General features: G+C 70.4%; 18 protein-coding genes. 16 read left to right on the plus strand and 2 right to left on the minus strand.

The annotated features are described in order from the left end of the window. Positions 1-60: 60 nt before the first annotated feature. The 3 genes from ACFQUZ_RS10825 (at position 61) to ACFQUZ_RS10835 (ending at position 5,255) form a co-directional block, all read left to right on the plus strand. Positions 61-2,136: a type IIA DNA topoisomerase subunit B gene (locus ACFQUZ_RS10825; RefSeq protein ID WP_377440821.1), complete on the plus strand. Its 2,076-nt coding sequence runs from the start codon at positions 61-63 to the stop codon at positions 2,134-2,136. Positions 2,137-2,149: 13 nt separating this feature from the next. After that, positions 2,150-4,639: a DNA topoisomerase (ATP-hydrolyzing) subunit A gene (locus ACFQUZ_RS10830; protein ID WP_377440822.1), complete on the plus strand. Its 2,490-nt coding sequence runs from the start codon at positions 2,150-2,152 to the stop codon at positions 4,637-4,639. Between the two features lie 142 nt (positions 4,640-4,781). Beyond that, complete coding sequence (locus tag ACFQUZ_RS10835) at positions 4,782-5,255, plus strand: cold-shock protein (protein WP_377440824.1); 474 nt, start codon at positions 4,782-4,784, stop codon at positions 5,253-5,255. Positions 5,256-5,274: 19 nt separating this feature from the next. On the opposite strand, the gene ACFQUZ_RS10840 is transcribed toward ACFQUZ_RS10835, so the two are convergent. Beyond that, positions 5,275-7,032 (minus strand): protein kinase, encoded by a 1,758-nt coding sequence (locus ACFQUZ_RS10840; RefSeq protein ID WP_377440826.1) that lies wholly within the window; start codon positions 7,030-7,032, stop codon positions 5,275-5,277. 294 nt (positions 7,033-7,326) lie between these two features. On the opposite strand from ACFQUZ_RS10840, the gene ACFQUZ_RS10845 reads away from it, so the two are divergent. From ACFQUZ_RS10845 to ACFQUZ_RS10895, 11 genes are all read left to right on the plus strand, one after another. Then, entirely contained in the window at positions 7,327-9,075 is a 1,749-nt protein-coding gene (locus ACFQUZ_RS10845) for a dipeptide ABC transporter ATP-binding protein (protein ID WP_377440828.1), read from the plus strand. 11 nt (positions 9,076-9,086) lie between these two features. Continuing rightward, on the plus strand, positions 9,087-10,700 hold the full coding sequence (locus tag ACFQUZ_RS10850; protein ID WP_377440830.1) for an ABC transporter substrate-binding protein: 1,614 nt from the start codon (positions 9,087-9,089) through the stop codon (positions 10,698-10,700). A gap of 52 nt (positions 10,701-10,752) precedes the next feature. Then, positions 10,753-11,754 carry an ABC transporter permease gene (locus ACFQUZ_RS10855; protein WP_377440831.1) on the plus strand — a complete coding sequence of 334 codons (1,002 nt, stop codon included), beginning with the start codon at positions 10,753-10,755 and terminating at the stop codon, positions 11,752-11,754. Between the two features lie 27 nt (positions 11,755-11,781). Next, a complete protein-coding gene (locus ACFQUZ_RS10860) occupies positions 11,782-12,639 on the plus strand; it encodes an ABC transporter permease (protein WP_377440833.1) in 858 nt (285 codons plus the stop codon). A 55-nt stretch (positions 12,640-12,694) separates the two neighbouring features. After that, on the plus strand, positions 12,695-13,417 hold the full coding sequence (locus ACFQUZ_RS10865; RefSeq protein WP_377440835.1) for an ester cyclase: 723 nt from the start codon (positions 12,695-12,697) through the stop codon (positions 13,415-13,417). 154 nt (positions 13,418-13,571) lie between these two features. Continuing rightward, positions 13,572-15,167: an ABC transporter substrate-binding protein gene (locus tag ACFQUZ_RS10870; protein WP_377440836.1), complete on the plus strand. Its 1,596-nt coding sequence runs from the start codon at positions 13,572-13,574 to the stop codon at positions 15,165-15,167. A 39-nt stretch (positions 15,168-15,206) separates the two neighbouring features. Continuing rightward, the gene (locus ACFQUZ_RS10875) at positions 15,207-16,127 is read left to right on the plus strand and encodes an ABC transporter permease (RefSeq protein WP_377440838.1); all 921 of its coding nucleotides are present in this window, start codon (positions 15,207-15,209) and stop codon (positions 16,125-16,127) included. After that, positions 16,124-17,065 carry an ABC transporter permease gene (locus tag ACFQUZ_RS10880; RefSeq protein ID WP_377440839.1) on the plus strand — a complete coding sequence of 314 codons (942 nt, stop codon included), beginning with the start codon at positions 16,124-16,126 and terminating at the stop codon, positions 17,063-17,065. Before ACFQUZ_RS10875 ends, ACFQUZ_RS10880 begins: the two co-directional genes overlap by 4 nt. 25 nt (positions 17,066-17,090) lie before the next feature. Continuing rightward, positions 17,091-17,537 carry an ester cyclase gene (locus ACFQUZ_RS10885; RefSeq protein ID WP_377440841.1) on the plus strand — a complete coding sequence of 149 codons (447 nt, stop codon included), beginning with the start codon at positions 17,091-17,093 and terminating at the stop codon, positions 17,535-17,537. After that, positions 17,534-18,565, plus strand: coding sequence for an ABC transporter ATP-binding protein (locus ACFQUZ_RS10890; RefSeq protein WP_377440843.1), 1,032 nt, complete (start codon positions 17,534-17,536; stop codon positions 18,563-18,565). The genes ACFQUZ_RS10885 and ACFQUZ_RS10890 overlap by 4 nt, the downstream gene beginning before the upstream one ends. Beyond that, the gene (locus ACFQUZ_RS10895; protein WP_377440845.1) at positions 18,562-19,392 is read left to right on the plus strand and encodes an ATP-binding cassette domain-containing protein; all 831 of its coding nucleotides are present in this window, start codon (positions 18,562-18,564) and stop codon (positions 19,390-19,392) included. The genes ACFQUZ_RS10890 and ACFQUZ_RS10895 overlap by 4 nt, the downstream gene beginning before the upstream one ends. An 87-nt stretch (positions 19,393-19,479) precedes the next feature. Here ACFQUZ_RS10895 and ACFQUZ_RS10900 read toward each other — a convergent pair whose 3' ends face one another. Further along, positions 19,480-19,956, minus strand: a complete 477-nt coding sequence (locus ACFQUZ_RS10900; RefSeq protein WP_377440847.1) for an Lrp/AsnC family transcriptional regulator — start codon at positions 19,954-19,956, stop codon at positions 19,480-19,482. A 93-nt stretch (positions 19,957-20,049) separates the two neighbouring features. On the opposite strand from ACFQUZ_RS10900, the gene ACFQUZ_RS10905 reads away from it, so the two are divergent. Beyond that, a complete protein-coding gene (locus tag ACFQUZ_RS10905; protein WP_377440849.1) occupies positions 20,050-20,931 on the plus strand; it encodes a PhzF family phenazine biosynthesis protein in 882 nt (293 codons plus the stop codon). Next, positions 20,928-21,374, plus strand: a complete 447-nt coding sequence (locus tag ACFQUZ_RS10910; protein WP_377440850.1) for a nucleoside deaminase — start codon at positions 20,928-20,930, stop codon at positions 21,372-21,374. The genes ACFQUZ_RS10905 and ACFQUZ_RS10910 overlap by 4 nt, the downstream gene beginning before the upstream one ends. Positions 21,375-21,447 lie beyond the last annotated feature (73 nt).

Here is a 21,447-nt window from a genome sequence, read left to right on the forward strand (position 1 = left end):
CCGCCCGCGATGTCGGTCGCGCCCGTTAGGCTCACCGCGCCGGTCCCGCCCGGGAGCCGGTTGACGACCTGGGAGTACGACGAGTTGACCGCACAGCCCGAGATCCTCTACGGCGCCGACGACCTGACCCATCTCGAGGGTCTGGACGCGGTGCGCAAGCGGCCCGGCATGTACATCGGCTCGACCGACAGCCGTGGCGTGGGTCACCTCGCGAACGAGATCATCGACAATGCGACCGACGAGGGCGTCGGGGGGCACGCCACGCGGGTCGAGGTCACCGTGCATGGTGACGGATCGGTTCAGGTGGACGACGACGGGCGGGGTATCCCCACCGACATCCACGCCCGGTCCGGCATCTCCGGTGTGGAGCTGGTGCTGACCCGGCTACACGCCGGCGGCAAGTTCGGCGGTTCCGGCTACAAGACCTCGGGCGGGCTGCACGGCGTCGGCGCCTCGGCCGTCAACGCGCTGTCCCACCGCTTCGACGTCACCGTGCGACGCGACGGCGTCGTGCACGAGCTGTCGTTCCACCGCGGCGTGCCGGGCGAGTTCGACGGACCCGGACCCGACGCCGCCTTCACCCCACGGCCCGGTCTCCGGGCGGGGCGCCGGATGCGACGTGGCGAGCCCACCGGCACCTCCATCCGGTACTGGTACGACGCCCGCTACTTCGAGGCCGGCGCGGCGCTGGACGTCGACGCGGTCCGGGTGAAGCTGCGTAACACCGCGTTCCTGGTGCCCGGGGTGACCTACGTGTTGCGCGACGCGACCGGCGACGACGTGGCCGAGGAGGTGTTCCACTTCCCGGACGGGCTGGTCGACATGGTGGACTTCCTCGCCCCCGACAAGCCGGTCTGCGGCACCCTGCTGATCCGCGGCGAGGGCAACTACCGCGAGAACGCGGCCGACGCCAACGGCGTGATGCAGGCGAACGTGGCCCGGCGGGCGGAGATCGAGATCGCGCTGCGGTGGGGCACCGGCTACGAGCGCACCGTCGAGTGCTTCGCGAACACCATCCGCAACGTGCACGGTGGCACGCACCGTCGCGGCTTCGAACGGGCTGCCGTCCGGGCGCTGGCTGACGCCATCCGGGGGACCCGTGGCCTGCTCAAGCCCAAGGAGGACCCGCCGACAATCGACGACGTCCTGGAGGGCATGACGGCGGTGATCCACGTCCGCCTCCCGGAGCCGCAGTTCACGTCCCAGACCAAGGACGAGCTGTCGACGGCGGGCATCACCAAGGTGGTGCAGACCCTCGTCGAGCAGCATCTGAAGGCGTGGGTGGAGGGCCGCCGGACGAAGACCGAGGCGCGCACGGTCCTCCAGAAGATCGTCGACGCGGCTCGGGTCCGCCTCACCCAGAAGCAGCAGAAGGACGCCGCCCGGCGAAAGACCGCGCTGGAGAGCGCGGCGATGCCCGCGAAGCTTGTCGACTGCCGGTCGACCGGGGTCGAGCGCAGTGAGTTGTTCATCGTGGAGGGTGACAGCGCGCTGGGGACGAGCAGGATGGCCCGTTCCTCGGAATACCAGGCGTTGCTGCCGATCCGCGGCAAGATCCTCAACGTGCAGAAGGCCACCCTGCAACAGGTGCTGGACAACGCCGAGTGTTCGTCGATCGTGCAGGTGCTGGGCGCCGGTTCGGGCCGCACCTTCGACCTGGCCGCGATGCGCTACGGCCGGGTGCTGCTGATGGCCGACGCGGACGTCGACGGCTCACACATCCGTACCCTGCTGATCACCCTGTTCGCCCGCTACATGCGTCCCGTCATCGAGGCCGGCCGGCTGTACGCGGCGATGCCGCCGCTGCACAAGATCACCACCAAGGGACGCAACCCGGAAACCATCTTCACCTACACGCAGGCCGAGATGGAGCGCACGGTCGCCCGGCTGGGGGCGCGGGGGCGGCAGGTCGTCACCCCGGTTCCCCGGTTCAAGGGTCTTGGTGAGATGGATGCCGACGAGTTGTGGGACACCACGATGAACCCGGCGACCCGGTCGGTACGCCGGATCACCCTGGACGACGTGGACGCGGCCGAACAGACCCTCGAACTCCTGATGGGGGAGAAGGTCGAGCCGCGCAAGAACTGGCTCATCCGATCCGCCGGCCGGATCGACCAGGAGGCGATCGACGCGTGAGCGAGGAGCACTGATGGCACGCCGCAAGACAGGGTCCGCGCGGGTGGACCTCACCGCCTTCGACCAGGCGGGCGCGCAGGTCTTCGACAACTCGCTGACCACCGAGGTCGAGGACTCCTATCTCGAGTACGCGTACTCAGTGATCCATTCCCGCGCCCTGCCGGACGCCCGGGACGGGCTCAAGCCGGTGCATCGCCGGATCCTGTACTCGATGAGTGAGCAGGGCCACCGGCCCGATCGGGCGCACGTGAAGTCGGCCCGGGTGGTCGGTGACGTGATGGGTAAGTTCCATCCGCACTCCGACGTGGCCATCTATGACACCCTGGTCCGGCTCGCCCAGGACTTCTCGCTGAACGTCCCACTCATCGACGGGCATGGCAACTTCGGGTCCCCGGACGACGGCCCGGCAGCGAGCCGGTACACCGAGGCCCGGATGTCCCAGGCGGCGATGTTGCTGGTCGGCGAGTTGGGCGAGGACACGGTCGACCTCAAGCCCAACTACGACGGGTCGCTGACCGAGCCGAGCGTGCTGCCGGCGGCATTCCCGAACCTGCTTGTCAACGGCGCGTCAGGGATCGCGGTCGGGATGGCGACCAACATGATCCCGCACAACCTCGGGGAGGTGGTGGCCGCCGCCCGCTGGTTGATCGAGCACCCGGACGCCACACTGGACAAGCTGATGGAGTTCGTCCCGGGGCCGGACCTGCCGACCGGCGGTCTGCTGCTCGGCCTCGACGAGGTGCGCAGGGCGTACGAGACGGGCCGGGGCGTGGTCCGCATGCGGGCCCGGGTCCGGACCGGTCCGCTGGAGGGCAGCCGGGGTCGCCAGGCCATCACCGTCACCGAGTTGCCGTACGGGATCGGTGCCGAGAAGGTCATCGAGAAGATCACCGACGAGGTGACCCGGACGAAGCGACTGCAGGGCATCGCCGACGTCAAGGACCTCACCGACCGGGAGAACGGCATCCGGTTGGTGATCGAGTGCAAGGTGGGGGTGAATCCGCAGGCGCTCCTGGCCGATCTCTATCGGCTCACCCCGCTGGAGCAGTCGTTCGGGGTGAACAACCTGGTCCTCGACGGCGGCCAGCCGCGCACTCTCGGGCTCAAGGCGCTGCTGGAGGTCTTCCTGGCACACCGCTACCAGGTGGTGACCCGACGGACCGCGTACCGCCGGCGTAAGCGGCAGGAACGGCTGCACCTGGTGGACGGCCTGCTGATCGCCTTGCTGGACATCGACCGGGTGGTGCGGTTGATCCGCGGCAGCGACGACGCGCAGGCCGCCAAGGACGGGCTGATGCGCGAGTTCGGGCTGTCCGAGGTGCAGGCCGCCTACATTCTCGACACGCCGCTGCGGCGGCTCACCCGGTTCGACCGGCTGGAGTTGGAGGCCGAGCAGGACCGGCTCCGCTCGGAGATCGCCGAGCTGTCACGGATCCTGGACGACGAAGGCGTACTCAAGGGGGTGGTCTCCGACGAACTGGCCGCGGTCGGCGAGCAGTTCCGGGCCCCCCGGCGCACCACGCTTATCGACGGTGACCTCAAGGAGGTGCTCGCCGCGTCGGTGCCGACCGGGCCGCTGGAGGTGGCCGACGACCCCTGCCAGGTGATCCTGTCGGCGACGGGTCTGGTGGCCCGCACCGCCGCCGAATCCGAGGAGGCGTCCGAGGGGCAGCGGCGCAACGGTCGGGTCCGGCACGACGCCGTACGGTCGGTGGTGCACTCGACCGCGCGCGGGCAGGTACTGCTGGTGACGAACCGGGGCCGTGCCTTCAAGACGGACGTGTTGCCGTTGCCGGTGCTGCCCGAGCAGCGCGGCACGGTGTCACTGCGTGGTGGGATGTCGGCCGCCGAACTGGTGGCGCTGGAGTCGGGTGAGCGGGTGGTGGCGTTGGCCCCGCTGACCGGGCCTGACACCGCGTCGCCCGGGTTGGCGCTCGGCACCCGGCAGGGAGTGGTGAAGGTCTGTGCTCCGGAGTGGCCGGTGCGCTCCGACCAGTTCGACGTCATCGGGCTGAAGCCCGATGACGAGGTGGTCGGGGCCGGGTGGCTGGCCGACGGCGCCGAGGAACTCACATTCGTCACGTCCGACGCGCAGTTGCTGCGGTTCCCGGCACGCCTGGTGCGTCCGCAGGGGCTCAAGGGTGGCGGCATGGCTGGCATCAGCCGGTCCTCGGACGCCGAGGTGATCTTCTTCGGAGTGGTCCGGACCGACGACGCGGAACATGGTGAACCGCTGGTGGTCACCTCAACGGGGCTCGGGGTCAAGGTGACCCCGTTCGCGGAGTACCCGCCCAAGGGACGGGCGACCGGTGGTGTGCGGGCACACCGGTTCCTCAAGGGGGAGACCCGGCTCGCGGTGGCCTGGGTGGGGCCGCGGCCAGCCGCGGCGAGCACCACCGGGGAGCCGGTGCAACTGCCGGAGCGCAGTCCACGCCGGGACGGTTCCGGCACGCCGGTGCTCCTCGGCCCCGAGGTGGTGGGTCACCTGGTGGAGCGCGGCTGACCCGGCACGCTGGCCCGTCCGGCGACGACCGGCACGCGGCGGACCCGTTGGCGGCCCGAGGCGTGCGAGCGCCGGCCGGAGCCCCACGGACGGGTCGTATGGTGGTCACCGGGAGAGATGCGTTGCGGCGGATGGGGATGGCGTGGTGGCGGTCGGCAAGATACTGCGGTTCGACGAGGTCCGGGGTTACGGGTTCATCGCCCCGGCCGCCGGTGGGGAGGACGTGTTCGTCCACGCGAACGACTTCGGTGAGCATCGGCATCTGGTGCGGCCCGGGCTTCGCGTCGAATACGAGGTTGAGCAGGGCGAACGGGGTCTGAAGGTGGCGAGCGTCCGCCTCGTCGACGAACCCGTCACGCCCGGTCGTTCGGGTGTCGACGACGCTGGACCAGGTCGGGCCGACGCCGACCTGATGCCGCCCGATGCCGGTTTGACGCGCGGTGGCGTCGTGGGGGACGACGACGGCATGTGCGACGTGTTGGCGGCGCGGGCGTTTCTCGCCGAGGTCACCGAGGTGCTGCTCCGGCACGCGCCGTCGCTCACCGGTACCCAGATCACCCAGGTCCGGCAGCATCTGGTCGACTACGCCCGTTCCCACGGGTGGGTGGAGGGCTGACCACCGGAGGTCGTTCCGGTCAGGTCGGGTCCAACTCGTCGTCGACGGGTGCCGTGGGGGTTGGCTCGCCCCCGTCCGGTGGGTCCACGGGGTTCGACGGTCCGGAGGGTTCCGGTTCGGCCGTGGGCTCCGCGGTCGGCGGGTCGGTCGGTTCGGCTGGTGGCGGGGTGCCCGTCGGCGGCGGAGGCGTACGGGTTGCCGGCGGGGAACCGGGGGTGGGTGATCCGGTCGGGGTGGCCCTCGGGGTGGGGGACGGCGTGCCGCCGCCACCCGTCTCGCCGGCCACGTCGACGGTGTCCACCTGGTCGCCCCCGCCCTCGGTCGTGACGTTCGGTACGCCGTCTGTCACGGGTGTCTGGGGCGTGGACACCACGGACGTGGACGCCCGTTCGCAGGAGACCCCGTTCACCGTGAAGCCGGTCGGCGCGCCCCCACCGGTGACGTCGTAGGTTCCGCTCAGGTCGAGGGTTACCGTGCCCGCGGCGGCGATCGGGTCATCGGGCGTGACGGTCACCGTCCTGCCCTGCTGTGCCACGCCGGGCCCACCGTCCGTGAGCCGGTGACCCGCCGGCAGGGAGAACGACAGCGACCAGTCGGGCAGGGTTCGTCCGCCCGTGTTCGTGACGGCGAGGGCGGCGGTGAAGGTGCCGTCGGTGACGTGCCGGGCCGTGTACCGGGCCACGCAGCCCTCGGTGCCGGCGGCACCGGCCCCCTCCGCGGCGTCGTCCGTCGAGGTGAGGCCCGGAAGCTGGGCGACGAGGAGGGCGGCCACGGCCACCGTGGGCACCGCGGCGACAAACGCCTGGCGCCGGGTGGGCCGCCGTCGCCGGCTAGCGCGGTCTGGCCCAGCGGCGGCCGTCGAGACCGACCGGACCGGTCGCGGGACCGGCCGGGAAATCCGGACCGTGCGGGCCGCGTCGTCGGGTTCCGCCCTCACCGGCGTACGGACCGGGCTCGCTAGGCCCGCCACCTGCGCGAGGAGCGCGGCGACGTACTCGCTGCTGGGCCGGTCCCCGGGTGTCGGGGCGAGGCAGCGCTGACACACCTGGGCCACCTCGTCCGGCAGTCCCGGCATGATCGGCGTCGGCAGCGTGGCGGTCTCGGGGGGTGGTTGCCGGAGCAACTCGGCCGTGCTGGCGCCGCGCCGCAGCGGCTCTCCGGTCAGGCACTCGTACAGCAGCAGACCCAGTGCGTACATGTCACTGTCCGGCGCCGCGGCCTCGCCGCGCAGTTGCTCGGGTGCCATGTACCGGGGGGTGCCGAGCACCTCGCCGTGTCTGCCGGCCGACTGCTTGCCGATCGGCAGGGCGATCCCGAGGTCCACCACCTTGACCCCGCGCGGGGACAGCAGCACGTTGCCGGGTTTGACGTCCCGGTGGACGAGGCCTTCGGCGTGCGCGGCGGCCAGCGCCACCGCCACGTCCGCGACCACCCGCACCGCCTCGGGCCAGGGCAGCGGACCGCCCGCGCGCAGCCGCGCCGCCAGCGTCTCGCCCTGGACGAACTCCATGACCAGGTACGGCAGGCGCCGGTAGCCGCGCAGCCTGGCCTCGCCGTAGTCGTACACGTTGGCGATGTGTGGGTGGTTGAGCCGGGCCGCGGCGTACGCCTCCGAGCGGAGCAGTTCGCGGGACGCTCGGTCGGCGGCCAGCCGGGGAGCCAGCAGCTTCACCGCGACGGTCCGGCGGAGCAGCAGGTCGTCGGCCCGCCAGACCTCCGCCATTCCGCCACTGCCGACCGGCTCGACCAGTCGGTAGCGGCCGCCCAGCACTCGCACCGGTCGCACCCCCACAGGTGACTCGGATCCGTTTCCGTCACGGCGACGTACCCGGCTGGATGCGCTGCCGCCGATGCTTTACCCGAGCCCGATCATGGGAAAACCGGGCGGGCTGCGGCGGTGCTGCCGCGCCGTGCGGTGCTGGAAGGCCGCGCGGGACTCCGGTGGCGCCGGGTTGATGATCTTTCCGTGCCCACTTGTGCGGATGTGGCTCGGGTCACTATGGTCAACGATTATGCAACGCCGTTGCATATAGCGCAACCATATGAGTCTGTGAGATCACCGGGAGTCCCGATGGCGCTGCCTGCCCCGGCCGCACTGCTGGCGGTCGACGACCTGACCGTCGCGTTCGACGGGCACGGCCGGGCGCGACCGGTGCGACCGGCGGTCGCCGGAGTCTCGTTCGAGGTCGGTGCGGGCGAGAGCGTCGCTCTGGTCGGCGAGAGTGGCTCGGGCAAGACGTTGACCGCGTTGTCCGTCATGGGGCTGCTGCCACCGACGGCACGGCTCGCCGCCGGTCAGGTCCGCGTCGGCGACGTGGATGTGACGGCCGTGCGGCAGGGGGACCGGCGCCGGGAGCGGCGCGACTACCGGCGCCGCCGGGCGTCCATGATTTTCCAGTCACCGCGCAGCAGTCTGAACCCCGTGCACCGGGTCGGCCGACAGGTCCGCCGGGTCATGGACCTGCATCGCGGTCAGGTGTCCCGGTCCGACGCGGAGGCCCGGACGCTCGCACTTATGGAATCGGTCGGACTCGGCGACCCGGCCCGGATCGCCAGGTTGTATCCGCACCAGCTCAGTGGTGGCATGGCCCAGCGCGTGATGATCGCCATGGCGCTCGCCACCCAACCTCGACTGCTGATCGCGGACGAGCCGACCACGAGCCTGGACGTGACAGTCCAGGCCCAGATCCTGGAGCTGCTCCGGGACGTCCGCGCTCGCCACGGGATGTCACTTCTCATGATCACGCACGACCTCGGGGTGGTGGCGGAGACCTGCGACCGCGTGATCGTGATGAAGGACGGGCAGGTGGTGGAGGACACCGATACCGCCTCCATGCTGTCGTCGCCCCGGCACGAGTACACCCGCCGGCTGGTCGCCTCCCTGCCTCGGCTGCGCGAGTCGACGCGTCGTACCGGGCCGTCGCCAGAGCCGTCCGCGGCAGAGCCGTCCGCGCCGGAGCCGTCCGCGCCGGAGCCCCTGCTGGCGGTCTCCGACCTGCGCAAGGTGTTCCAGGACGGTCAGCGACGGACCGTCGCGGTCGACGGACTGTCCTTCGAGGTCCACCGTGGCGAGACGGTGGCCCTGGTCGGCGAGAGCGGCTGCGGCAAGACCACCACCGGGCGGTGCGTGCTCGGCCTCGAACGGCCGGACGGCGGCCACATCCGGGTGGGGGACCACGAACTGGACGCGCGGGAGCATCGCGTGGACCGGGCCTTCCGGCGGGACGTGCAGATGGTCTTCCAGGACCCGACCACCAGCCTGAACCCCAGCCTGACCGTGGCGCAGACCCTGGGCGAACCACTGCGGTTGCACGGCGTCGTCGCACGGTCCGGGGAGCGGGCGCGGACGGTCGAACTGCTACGCCAGGTCCAGCTCCCGGAATCGCTGCTGTCGCGGTACCCGGGTGAGTTGTCCGGCGGGCAGAAGCAGCGGGTCTGCGTCGCGCGGGCGCTGGCCACCGAGCCCGCGTTGATCGTGCTGGACGAGCCGACATCGGCGCTCGACGTGTCGCTGCGGCGCAGCCTGATCGAGCTGTTGCGGTCGCTCCAGCGCCGACACCAGCTTTCGTACCTGTTCATCACGCACGACTTCTCGTCGCTGTCGTTGATCGCGGACCGGGTCGTCGTGATGCACCAGGGGCGGGCGGTCGAGTCGCGGCCCACCACCGAGGTCATCGAACGACCGGAACATCCCTACACCCGGCAGCTCATCGCCGCCATTCCCCGCACGGATCCGGACCGGGAACGTCCGAACGGACGGGCAACCGAGACCGCCCCCGTCACCGGTGACCGCGCCGACCAAGCTGCCACCGAGCAGTGAGAGGAGACCTGATGACCGGTCGCTTGTTACGCGGTCTGGCCCTGACATCCGTGGTTGCCCTGCTGGTCGGGGCATGTACCACCGGTGGTTCGACGAACCGTGGCGCGGACGCGCAGGGCGGTGGACCGGTGGTCTTCGCGCTCTCCACCGACGTGGACCTGCTCGACCCGCAGCAGTTCCGCAACGACACCGCCTACATCGTGACGTCCGCGTTGTCCGGAACCCTCATCACGGAGGAGTACGAGGAGACCGGCGACGGCACCATCAAGGCCGATGGCGAATACCGGTCGTCGATCGCCGAGTATCCGCCGACCTACTCGGCCGACCGCAGGACGGTCACCTTCAAAATCAACCAGGACGCGAAGTTCGCCGACGGCACCCCGATCACCGCCGAAGACTGGGTCTACACCTGGCAGCGGATCTTCGAAGGTCCGGGATACCTGAGCGCGCTCCTTCCCCTGATCGGCATCGAATCGGCCGCCTCGGTCCGCGCGCCGGATCCCGAGACGCTCGTCGTCGAGCGGGCGTTCGACAGCCCCATGTTCGAACCGTTCATGGCCTCGCCCTGCTGCTTCGGCGTGATGAGCAAGGCCGCCGGCGAGAAGCAGGCGACCGCCGACGACCCGTGGGCGGGGAAGTGGTTCGCCCAGAATCCGGTCTCCAGCGGGCCGTTGATGATCGACTCCTGGAAGAAGGGCCAGGAACTGGTCATGAAGAAGAACCCGCACCACCCGGACGCCGAGCGGGTTCGGGCCGACCAGATCGTGCTCAAGGTGGTGCCGTCCCAGGAGGACCGGCTGGCCCTGATCTCCCGCGGCGCGGTGGACGTCACCCTCGACCTCGCCCTGCGCGACGTGCAGCGGCTGGAAACGAACGAGCGGGTCAAGGTCCACGACCTCGACGGTCGGCGCGTGCACTACCTGGGGTTCAACGTCGCGTCCGGTCCGCTGGCCGACCGGAAGCTGCGGGAGGCCATCAGTCAGGCGGTTCCGTACTCGACACTGCTGGAGCAGGTGCTGTTCGGCTACGGCCAGAGCGTCCACTCCGTGATCAGCAAGGGGATGCCCGGGTACCAGGACGTCTTCCCCACCACCCAGGACCTGGATGCCGCCAAGCGACTGGTGGCCGAGTCGGGCTACCGAGGTGAGAGCCTTCCGCTCGCGGTCCGCCAGTCGCAGCCGCTCGACCAGGCGGCGGCCACAATCGTCCAGGACGTGTTGCGGCAGATCGGCGTCACGGTGGAGTTGCAGACCGTCCCGGACTCGAGCTTCCAGGAGCAGGTGGGCCAGCGGAAGCTCCCCTTCTTCGTCATGGACTGGCAGTCGCTGGGCAACGACGGGTTCTACCAGCTCTCCTGGGTCGCTCAGTCGGATTCGCCAATCAACTACACGGGATTCGCCAACGCCGAGGTGGACCGGATCATCAAGGCTGGCGTGCCCGAGGCGGACGGTGCCGGTCGGGCGCAGCTCGTCGAGCAGGCGGCCCGGGCCTTCGCCGAGGACATGCCCTGGGTGCCGCTGTTCCAGCCGGACAACGTGGTCGTCACGGCCGCCCAGATCAAGAGCGTCAACGATTTCTACGACCCGCTGCGGCGTATCGAGTTCCTGCACCGGGGAGCCTCGTGACGCTCCGGGATACCGGGTCGTCTCCATCGTGGCGATGGGGGTGTCGACGCACATGCTGAGGTTCCTCGGCCGGCGGAGTCTGATCTCGCTGCTGACGCTGCTTGGGGTGCTCCTGCTCACCTTCACGCTGGTGCGGGTGCTACCTGGGGATCCGGCGCGACTGCGGGCGGGTCCGTATGCCGGACCGGAGCGCCTGGCGGAGGTCCGGCGGCAGATGGGTCTGGACGAACCGCTGCTGACGCAGTTGGCCCGGTACGTCGTCGACGCGCTGCGGCTGGACCTGGGCGCCAGCATCCGGACGCAGCAGCCGGTACGCGACGAACTGTTGGACCGGCTGCCCGCCACCCTGGAACTGTCGCTGTACGCCCTGGTGTTGGCGACGCTTGTCGGCATCGGGCTCGGCGTCCTGGCGGCGGTGCGTCCCGGTCGGCTCGTCGACCACCTGGTGCGGGGGGCCATCGTGGTCGGCACCTCGATGCCGGTCTTCTGGGTGGGCATGATCCTGCTCTTCGTCTTCTTCTCCACGTTGGGGTGGGTGCCGCCGCCACTGGGCCGGGTGCCTCCGCTTATGGACCCGCCGAGCCACGTCACCGGCTTCCACACGCTGGACGCCGTACTGACGCTGGACTGGCTGGGCCTACGGGCCAGCATCTCCAGCCTCACCCTGCCGGTCGTCTCACTGGCGCTCGTGGTGTTCGCCCCGATCGCCAACGTCACCCGGTCGGCCGTGGAGCGGGAACTCAACTCCGACTACATCCGGGCCCAGCGGTCCCTGGGTCTCCCGGTGACCCGGGACGCGCTGCGCACCGCGTTGCCGCCGATCATCACCACGGTCGGTGTCGTGCTCGGCTACCTGATCGGCGGCAACGTGCTGATCGAGACGCTCTTCGCCTGGCCGGGGCTCGGGCAGTACTCCTGGGAAGCGCTCGGGAACAAGGACATCACGGCTCTGCAGGGCGTCGTGCTGCTGGTCGGTTTCTCGTACATCGTCCTGAACATCCTCGTCGACGTCGTGTACGTCGCCACGGACCCACGGGTCCGGCTTCGTGCCTGATCCCGACGAATCGAGAGGGGACACCACGTGACCACCACGGCACCGCGCACGCAGCCGTCGGCTCGGCTGACCCGGTGGAAGGCCGCCTGGTCGCGCTCTCCGGTGAAGGTCCGCGTCGGCCTCTGCCTGCTCGCGGCCCTGATCACCCTGGCGGTGCTGGGTCCGCTGCTGCCGAGTCCGGATCCGTTGAGCACCAACCCGGCCGACGCGCTGCATCCGCCGTCCGCGGGTGCCCTCTGGGGTACCGACCAGTTCGGCCGCGACGTGTTCAGCCGGGTGGTGGCCGCCGCCCACCTCGATCTGCTCATCGCCGGCGCGGTCGTCCTCCTGGCGGCACCGGTGGGCACGATGCTCGGTCTGGTGGCCGGTGCCACCGAGGGGCCGGTCAGTTCGCTGATCCTGCGCGCGGCGGATGTCCTCCTGTCGTTCCCGGCCATCATCCTCGCGCTGGTCATCGTGTCGATCGTCGGCAACGGCACCTGGGTCGTGGTGATGGCGCTCGCGGTCGCGTACCTCCCGTACTTCATCCGCGTCGCCCGGTCGCGGGCCCTGTCCGAGCGGACGAAGGACTACATCGACGCGGCGGTCGTCGCCGGTGCGTCACGGACCCGGATCATCTTCTGGCACCTGTCCCGTAACTGTCTCGGTCCGTCCCGGGCGCAGGCGATGCTGGCCTTCGGGTGGGCGATCCTGGACACCGCCGGGCTCGCGTTCCTGGGGGTGGGGATCGTCAGACCGACGCCGGAGTGGGGGCTGATGATCGGCGAGGCCACGCCGGACGTCCTCGCCGGGGTGTGGTGGACGAGCGTCTTCCCGGGCGTCTTCGTGGCGCTCACCGTCCTCGCCGCCTCCCTGGTCGGCAGTGGCGCCAGAGAGCGGGTCTGAATGCCCGATCAACGTCCCCGTCCCACGCTGTCCCGGTTTGGAAAGGAACAACGACATGGCTCATCTGCTCGTCATGGAGATCGACTGCGCGACCAGCGGTCCGGCTGCCGCCCTCGACGCCCTCGAGAGCGGACCGGAGTCGCTGGCCGGTACGCCGGGACTGGCGCGTAGCGACGTGTCGCGCGACGGCGACGGCGCCGTCGTGGTCCACCTGTGGTGGGACAGCCGCCGGGAGGCCGAGCGGTTCGAATCCACCGGCTGGGAGGCCCTGTCGGGTCACCTGGCGACGCTTACCGGGAGGACTCCGACGTTGCGGTCGTTGTCCGTCGTGACGTCCGGCAAGGCCCGCCAGGAGGTGGCGAACGAGGCGCTGGTACGCCGGGCGAACGAGGCCTTCACCCGCAAGGACCTGGAGACCCTGCTCGCCTGTTATGCCGACGACGCGGTGCAGTACGAGCCGTTCATCGACGAACCGATCGCGGGCAAGCAGAAGCTCCGGGAGTACTTCGAAGGTTCGTTCCGCTACTTTCCCGACGAGTCGATCACCATCGAGCAGTTGATTTCCGATGGGCCGTGGGTGGTGGGGAAGTGGCGCTGCCGGGGCACCCACTCGGGCGACTTCCTCGGCATGCCGGCGACCGGCCGTCAGTTCGACGTGCCGGAGGCGACGATCTATGAGATCCGCGACGGCAGGGTGCAGAACCTCTGGGTTTTCGTCGACTCCGGCACGATCGCCAAGCAGTTCGGCTTCGGTCTCGACGACATCGCCCGCGGGTAGGGCGGGCGTGCGGGAACGACAAACCGCAGGCCATTGACGTTCAGACCGCGATCGGTCTAACCTCAGGCAACGCGATGTGCAACAGCATTGCATATTACGCAACGCCCCGGGAGGGTGGCATGGCGGCACGACGAGACGGCACGGGGACTCTCCGATGAGCGGGGTCCCGCGCCGTGCGGCGACCTGGAGCCGGCGACAGCTTCTCCTCGGAGCCGGCGCACTGGCCGGTGGTGTGGTGCTGGGTGGCTGCACCACGACCCGCCGATCGTCCGACGCCAATGTGGACGGCCCACTCGTCATCGCCCTCGATGGTGAGCCGCCCACCCTCTTCCAGAACCTGGAGTACCACCAGAGCGGCTTCACGGTCGGCTCGGCCATCATGGAATACCTCGTGCAGGCGGACCCGCTCCAGCCGGACGCCGGGCAGCAGCCCGGCCTGGCTGTCGAGTGGAAGCCGGTCGGGGACCGGCAGTGGGAGTTCACGCTCCGCGAGGGCGTGCGGTTCCACAACGGCGAGGAATGGGACGCCGAGGCGGCGAAGTTCAACATCGAGCAACTGTTCGAGATCCAACCGCCCTCACCCATCCTGTTCCGGATCCAACCGTTCGCCAGCGCTCAGGTCCGGGACAGGTACACGCTGCTCATCAACACGAAGGAACCCTGGGCGATGTGCCCCGTCGGGCTCTCCCAGGTGCAGTTCGCGCCGCCCGCCCACCTGCAGTCCGTCGGCCCGGAGAAGTTCGCCCAGGAACCGATCGGCACCGGCCCGTACCAGCTCGCCGAGTGGCGCAAGGGCGAGGCCATCGTGCTGGAACGGTTCGAGGACTACTGGGGCGACGCCCCCTCGGTCCAGCGGATCGAGTTCCGCGGCATCCCGGACCAGGCGACCAGGCTGGCCGCGCTGCGTTCCCGGGAGGTGCACCTCGCGGAGAAGATCGGCCTGGCCGACCTGGCCGGACTGAGGTCCGACGGGTTCGTCGTCGCCGACACTCCCGAGGCCCGGTCCAACCTGCTCAGCCCCTACATCGCCAAGGCCGCCAAGGACGGTCACCCCACCGCGGACCCCCGGGTCCGGCTGGCGATGAACCTCGCCATCGACCGCCGCGTCATCGTCGACTCGGTCCTGGAGGGCATGGGGCAGGCGACCGAGGGGCAGGTCATCGGCCGCGACGCGTTCGGCTGGAACCCGGACGTCAAGGAATACCCGCACGACCCACAGCGGGCCCGGGAACTCCTGGCCCAGGCCGGTCACCGCGACGGAGTGGACCTGGGCGCCCTCTACCGGGGCGAACCGTCGGCCGGGCTGATGGAGGCCGACTTCACCGAGGTCATCCGCTCCCAACTCGCCGAGGTCGGCATCCAGATCACGGTCCAGCCGATGGAGCAGTCCACCTTCCTCAAGCGGGCCCTGCAGGACATCGACCTCGACTACTGGCAGGTGGGTGGCTGGGACTACTTCCCCGTCATGGACGCCGCGTTCGGCCTCATGTGGTACGACACCGAGGCCTTCCTCGGCATGGACCTGAACAACCCGGAGTACGACAAGGTGTTCCGCGCATCCAACCGGGAGTTCGACGTCACCAAGCGCCGCGACCTGCTACGCGAGTGCAGCCGACTCGTCCACGAACAGGCGGGATCGGTCACCCTCTGGCAGAACCACAAGACCTATGTCCACGTCCCCGAGGTGCAGGGGTTCCGACCGACCCCGGACAGCAGGATCCACCTGGACGGCATCAGTCTCGGCGCGTAACGGCACCCGCACCGCCACTGTCGGACATTCGGAGGATGAATGCTGAGCTTCGCCGTGGGCCGGCTGGCGCGCTTCGCGTTCGTGCTGTTCGCGACCAGCCTGGTCGCCTTCGTGCTGCTGCGCTTCGCCGGGGACCCGGCGTCGGTGCTGCTGCCCGTCCAGGCGTCCCCGGCGGACCGGGCGGCACTGCGCGAGGCGTACGGCCTGAACGACAACGTGCTGGTCCAGTACTTCGCGTACGCCTGGCAGGCGCTGCAGGGCAACTTCGGTATCTCCTGGGGCTACCGGCGTCCCGCCATCGAGGTGGTCCTGGAACGCCTGCCCGCCACCCTCGAACTGGTCTTCGGCGGCCTCATCGTCGCGCTCGTTGTCGCCGTCCCGCTGGCCCTGCTGAGCGCCCGGCGCGCGGGCGGGCGTACCGACTCGGTCATCCTGTCCTCGGGCCTGGTCGCCCGGGCGATCCCCAACTTCTGGTTCGGCACCGTGCTCATCCTGGTGTTCTCCGTGCACCTCGGGTGGTTCCCCACCTCCGGCGCCGGAACGGCCGGGCACCTGGTGCTGCCCATCGCCACCATCGCGTTCTTCTTCGTCGCGGAGTTCACCATGGTGCTCCGGGCCAGCCTCATCGACGCGCTCCACTCGGACCACGTCCTGGCGGCGACCGCCCGGGGCGCCACCGGCCGCGGCGTCCTGCTCCGGCACGGCCTGCGGAACTCGCTGAACCCCCTGGTCAGCGTCATCGGCGTCAACTTCGGTGCGCTGCTCGGCGGCACCGTCATCGTGGAGGCGGTGTTCGGCTGGCCCGGACTGGGCCGACTCGCCGTGGAGGCGGTCACCCGGACCGACTTCCCGGTCCTGCAGGCCGCCGTCCTGGTCTTCGCCGCGGTCATCGCCGTCGGCAACATGGTCACCGACCTGCTGTACGGGGTGCTCGACCCCCGCATCCGGAGGGCCACATGAGTGACCAGGTCACCATCGGCGCGGCCGGCGCCGCCGCCGCGCCCCCCGCCCGGGCCGCCACCGAACAGGCCCGTCCCAAGGCCCCGAGAATCGGCACCGCGCTCGGCTACGCCGGCGCCGCCTACCTCGTCCTGCTCGTCGCTCTCGCCGCCGCCGCGCCACTCGTCGTACCGGTCGGTCCCGAGGTCCAGGACCTGCGCAACCAGCATTTGCCGCCGGCGTTCCTCGGCGGTGACTGGAGCCACCCGCTCGGCACCGACAAGCTCGGGCGGGACCTGTTCAGCCGGCTGGTGTACGGCAGCCGCGTCTCGCTGACCATCGGAGTCGGCGCCGTCGCGGTCTCCGCCGTGGCGGGCACCCTGCTCGGGCTGGTCGCCGGGTACGGCACCGGCGTCGGCAGCCGGCTCGGGACGCTGCTGGATCGCGGCATCATGCTGCTCACCGAGATGGCGCTGGCGATCCCCGCCGTGCTGCTCGCGATCGCGGTCTCCGCCGTCTTCGGCACCAACCAGCTCGTTCTCGTCCTGATCCTGTCCCTGTTCGGCTGGGTGGTCTTCGCCCGGGTGGTCCGGGGAGCGTTGCTGTCGTTGCACGGCCGCGGGTTCGTCGAGGCGGCCCGCGTGCTCGGCGCCGGCCACCTGCGGATCGTGTACCGCCATATGTATCCGCACGTCGTCGGCCAGATCCTGGTCATCGCCCCGCTCCAGATCGGCTTCATGATCCTGGTCGAGACGGCCCTCGGCTACCTGGGACTGGGGATCCCGCCGCCGGCTCCCACCTGGGGCAACATGGTCGCCGAGGGTCGGCTCACCCTCTCCGCCTCACCCTGGACGGCACTGCTGGCGGGGCTCGCCATCACCGCCACCGTGCTGTCCGTCAACTTCGTCGGGGATCTGCTTCGACGCAGGACCGCCGCCGGGCGGACGTTCCACAGCTAGCTCGACGAACAGCAGGAGGCACCGCATGTCCGAGTCCAGCAACGAAGCGACCGTTCACCGGGTCGTGGACGCGTTCAACCGCAAACACCTCGACGAGGTGCTCGCGGAGTTCACCCCGGCGGCGGCCCTGCGCGAGCCGTTCATCGAAGAGCCCATCGCCGGCATGGACGCCCTGCGGGACTTCCACGCCGGACTGTTCGAATCCTTCCCGGACGAGATTCTCACAATCGTCCAGCTGATCTCCGCTGGCGACTGGGTCGTGGCGCGAACCACCGCCAGCGGCACCCACACCGGGGACTTCCTCGGCATGCGCCCCACCGGACGGCCCTTCAGTGTGCCGGAATGCCTGGTTTACCAGTTCGACGCGGACGGCCGGATCGCCAACCAGTGGACCTATGTGGACTCGGGCTCCATCGCCAAACAGTTCGGCTACACCTTCGCTCCCGCGTCCGACGACGCCGTCCCGTCGTGAGCCCGGACACCCGGACCGGCGGCCTGGATGTCGCGGCCGACGCGGACGGCTCGACGGCGTCACCGATCCTGCGCGTCCGCGACCTGCACACCCGGTTCTGGACCGGTCGAGGCACCGTACATGCCGTGCGCGGCGTCTCGTTCGACGTACGGCCCGGTGAGATCGTCGGCGTGGTGGGGGAGAGCGGCAGCGGAAAGTCCGCCACCGCCATGTCGGTGCCCGGGCTCCTCCCACCGGGACAGGGCGCCGTCGTCGGCGGATCCATCGAGTTCGAGGGCGTCGACCTTCGGGAGTGCTCCGAGGAGGAACGACGACGAATCCGCGGACGTCGGATCGGCGTCGTCTTCCAGGACGCCTCGACGGCGCTCAACCCCGTGATGACCGTCGGCGGACACCTGCGCGAGGCCCTGCGGTCGCACCAGCGGCTGACGACCAGCCAGGTGCGGGAGCGCAGCCTGGCGATGCTCGACCAGGTCGGCATCGCCGAGCCCGAACGCGTCGCCAGGTCCTATCCACACCAGCTCAGCGGCGGAATGAAACAGCGGGTGATGATCGCGGTCGCGGTGATAGCCGAGCCGACCCTCGTCATCGCCGACGAACCCACCACGGCGCTCGACGTGACGATCCAGGCGCAGATCCTCACCCTGCTCACGCGGTTGTCCCGGCAGCGGCGGATCGCCACCCTGCTGATCACCCACGACATGGGCGTCATCGCCCAGTACACCGATCGGACGGTGGTGATGTACGCCGGACAAGTGATCGAGGCGGCACCCACCTCGACACTGTTCCGGCGTCCCGTCCACCCGTACACCCGGGCCCTGCTGGACTCCGTACCGCCGTTGACCGAACGCCGCCCCCGGCTGACGGCCATAGCCGGAGCGCCACCGGACCTGTCCACACCGCCCACGGGCTGCGCTTTCGCCACCCGTTGTCGTTTCGTGCAGGACATCTGCCGCCAGGAGGTCCCGCTCGCGGCCGTGTCGCCGGGACATGCCGCCGCGTGCGTCGTCCGCCCGGAGTTCCGATGACCAGCCAGCCCGCGACCCAGGACGTGAACACCGGATTCCTGGAACTTACCGGAATCAACGTTTCCTACCGTGGCCGGCGCGGTGGTCTGCCGGGCCGCGGCGGACCGCCGGTACGGGCCGTCGACTCGGCCAGCCTCCGCGTCGACCGTGGCGAGAGCCTCGGCCTGGTCGGGGAGAGCGGCTGCGGCAAGAGCACCCTCGCGCGGGTTCTGCTCGGTCTGGTGCGCCCCGCGGGCGGAACGGTGTCGGTCGACGGCGTCGACCTGCTCGCGTTGTCCCGGCGCGACCTGCGAGCGATGCGCCGGCGGGTTCAACTGGTGGCCCAGAACCCGTACGACAGCCTCGATCCCTACATGTCGGTGGGCGACATCGTGGCGGAGGGCATCGACATCCACCGTCTCGCCACCGGTCCGGCCCGGGACGCCCGGATCCGGGCGCTGCTGGAGCAGGTCCACCTGCCGGCGGGGTACGTCACCCGCCGTCCGCACGAACTCAGCGGAGGCCAACGCCAGCGGGTGGCCATCGCCCGGGCGCTGGCCGTGGAGCCGGAGGCCCTGGTGCTGGACGAGCCGGTCTCCGCGCTCGACGTCTCGGTCCAGGCCCAGGTCCTCAACCTGCTAAACGAACTGGCCGAGGCACGCGGGCTGACCTACCTGTTCATCTCGCACGACATGTCGGTGGTGCGCCAGGTGTGCACCCGGATCGCGGTGATGTACCAGGGCCGCATCGTGGAGACGGGCCCGGCCGCGGACATCATCGACCGGCCCGAGCATCCCTACACCCGGACCCTGATGGCCGCCGTACCGCTGCCGGACCCGCCCGGGTGACGCGCCGCCCAGGCCCCGGCCAGGAGTCGCGCCGCCGACGTCGGCCGGCGTACGGTCGCCGGCGCTGAGTCCGACGGACGTGCCGGATCAGGATCGGCTGACCGCCGGCGGTGGGGGCGTCGGTCGGTCCGCCACGATCTCGTAGACCAGGTCTGTGGTGATCGAACCGATCCGGGCCAGGTCGGACGTGATGTCCTCGAGGTCCTTCATGCCGGTGGCGACGATCTCCATCAGGTAGCAGGACTCGCCGGTCACCCGCAGGCAGCGGACGATCTGCGGTCGGCGCTCCAACACCGTGGCGACCTTGTCGTAGAGCGAGCCGTGCACCTTCATCCGGACGACCGCCCGCAGCGCGTAACCGAGAGCCCCGGGCTCGACGCGAGCGGCGTACGCGGTGATCACCCGGTGCTGCTCCAGGGCGCGCAACCGGGCCCGGGTGGCCGAGACGCTGAGCTGGATCGCCGCAGCCAGGTCGGCGAGTGTCGCCCGCCCGTCCGCCTGCACGGCGGCCAGCAACGCGTGATCCACCGCGTCCAGATCCATCGCGGTACCTTCGTTCGCCATCTGGCGATTCTGCCGCAGATCCAACGGCGCGGCGAGGTCACATCCGCAAAAGTGCGCTGCCGTTCGCGGTGCCGAGGAGGAAGACTGAAATACATGATCCGCTTCTACTTCGTCGACGTCTTCGCCGACCGTCCCCTGACGGGTAATCCGCTGGCGCTCGTGCCGGACGCCGACCACCTGTCCGTGCCGCAGATGCAGGCGATAGCCCGAGAGTTCAACCAGTCCGAAACCACGTTCCTGCTCGACGCGGGCGAGGGCGCGGATTGGCACCTGCGCTCGTACACACCGGCCGGCGCCGAGGTCGGTGGCGCCGGCCACAACGCGCTGGGCGCCTGGTTGTGGCTGGCCGACCAGGGACTGACCGGTGACCAGCCCGCCGTGACGATGCGGCAGCGCATCGGCACCGAGGTGCTGGCCGTGGAGATCCTGCGTCCGCCCGGTGAGCCGACCCGCGTGGTCATGGACCAGGGCGTCCCCGAGTTCGGCAAGCAGGTCACCGATGACCGGCGGCTGACCGGTGCGCTCGGGCTCGACGCTTACCAGCTTTCTGCCGACGCCACCCCTCAGGTGGTGTCCACGGGGGTGCCGCACCTGCTCGTTCCGCTCGCCACCCGCGCCGCGGTCGACGCGGCCGTCGCCCACGACCGCGAACTCGCCGCGATCCTGGCCGAGGCCGGCGGTGAGGGCTGCTACGTCTACACCACCGCCGGTGGCGGTGACGGCGCGGCCGCGTACACCCGGTTCTTCAACCCGACCGTGGGCATCGCCGAGGACCCCGCCACCGGGACGGCCGCGGGCCCGCTCGCCGTCGCTCTCCTCCGGTCCGGCAGAGCCGCCGCCGGCTCACCGGTCTTCATCGAGCAGGGGCACCACCTCGGGCGTCCCAGCCGGATCCGGGTCGACGTCGTCGACGACCGGGTGCGGCTGTCCGGTTCGGGGCTGGTCACCGGACACGGCGAGCTGAGGCTGGCATGAGCCCGGACGACGAGAGACTGCTGACGGTCGCGATCGACCTCGCGGCGGCCGCCGCCGACGTGGGCGAGCTGCCCTACGGCTCGCTGCTGGTCGACCGCGACGGCACCATCCTGGAACGCGCACACAACACCGTCACCAGCACCGGCGACATCACCGCACATCCGGAACTCGTGCTGGCCCGGTTCGCGGCAATGACCTATCCACCGCAGCGGCGCGCGACAATCACGATGTACACCAGCTGCGAACCGTGCGGCATGTGCGCGGAGGTGATCGCCCGCGCCGGCCTGCGTCGCGTCGTGTTCGCGCTGAGCACCGCGCAGCTGCGCGCTCTCCAGCCGCCCGGCTCCGCACCCGCCACCGCCGCGGACGTCACCTTCGACGGGCCCGCTCTCGCCGAGAAGGCGACCGAACCGATCCACGCCCACTACCGCCACGGCGGGTAGGGCGGTCCGTCCCAGCGTCGCGCACGCCGGGACGGTGGCCCGGGGCCGCACCGGTGCGGCGTGCCGGCGCCCG

Source organism: Plantactinospora sp. GCM10030261 (assembly GCF_042666615.1).
GTDB lineage: Bacteria > Actinomycetota > Actinomycetes > Mycobacteriales > Micromonosporaceae > KBS50.

What these genes read in the sequence shown, in the direction of transcription:
- ACFQUZ_RS10880 (WP_377440839.1), top strand. Translation starts at nt 16,124, where the DNA reads ATGAGTGACCAGGTCACCATCGGCGCGGCCGGCGCCGCCGCCGCGCCC.
- ACFQUZ_RS10855 (WP_377440831.1), top strand. Translation starts at nt 10,753, where the DNA reads ATGCTGAGGTTCCTCGGCCGGCGGAGTCTGATCTCGCTGCTGACGCTG.
- ACFQUZ_RS10875 (WP_377440838.1), top strand. Translation starts at nt 15,207, where the DNA reads ATGCTGAGCTTCGCCGTGGGCCGGCTGGCGCGCTTCGCGTTCGTGCTG.
- ACFQUZ_RS10870 (WP_377440836.1), top strand. Translation starts at nt 13,572, where the DNA reads ATGAGCGGGGTCCCGCGCCGTGCGGCGACCTGGAGCCGGCGACAGCTT.
- ACFQUZ_RS10830 (WP_377440822.1), top strand. Translation starts at nt 2,150, where the DNA reads ATGGCACGCCGCAAGACAGGGTCCGCGCGGGTGGACCTCACCGCCTTC.
- ACFQUZ_RS10845 (WP_377440828.1), top strand. Translation starts at nt 7,327, where the DNA reads ATGGCGCTGCCTGCCCCGGCCGCACTGCTGGCGGTCGACGACCTGACC.
- ACFQUZ_RS10850 (WP_377440830.1), top strand. Translation starts at nt 9,087, where the DNA reads ATGACCGGTCGCTTGTTACGCGGTCTGGCCCTGACATCCGTGGTTGCC.
- ACFQUZ_RS10910 (WP_377440850.1), top strand. Translation starts at nt 20,928, where the DNA reads ATGAGCCCGGACGACGAGAGACTGCTGACGGTCGCGATCGACCTCGCG.
- ACFQUZ_RS10865 (WP_377440835.1), top strand. Translation starts at nt 12,695, where the DNA reads ATGGCTCATCTGCTCGTCATGGAGATCGACTGCGCGACCAGCGGTCCG.
- ACFQUZ_RS10885 (WP_377440841.1), top strand. Translation starts at nt 17,091, where the DNA reads ATGTCCGAGTCCAGCAACGAAGCGACCGTTCACCGGGTCGTGGACGCG.
- ACFQUZ_RS10900 (WP_377440847.1), bottom strand. Translation starts at nt 19,956, where the DNA reads ATGGCGAACGAAGGTACCGCGATGGATCTGGACGCGGTGGATCACGCG.
- ACFQUZ_RS10905 (WP_377440849.1), top strand. Translation starts at nt 20,050, where the DNA reads ATGATCCGCTTCTACTTCGTCGACGTCTTCGCCGACCGTCCCCTGACG.
- ACFQUZ_RS10895 (WP_377440845.1), top strand. Translation starts at nt 18,562, where the DNA reads ATGACCAGCCAGCCCGCGACCCAGGACGTGAACACCGGATTCCTGGAA.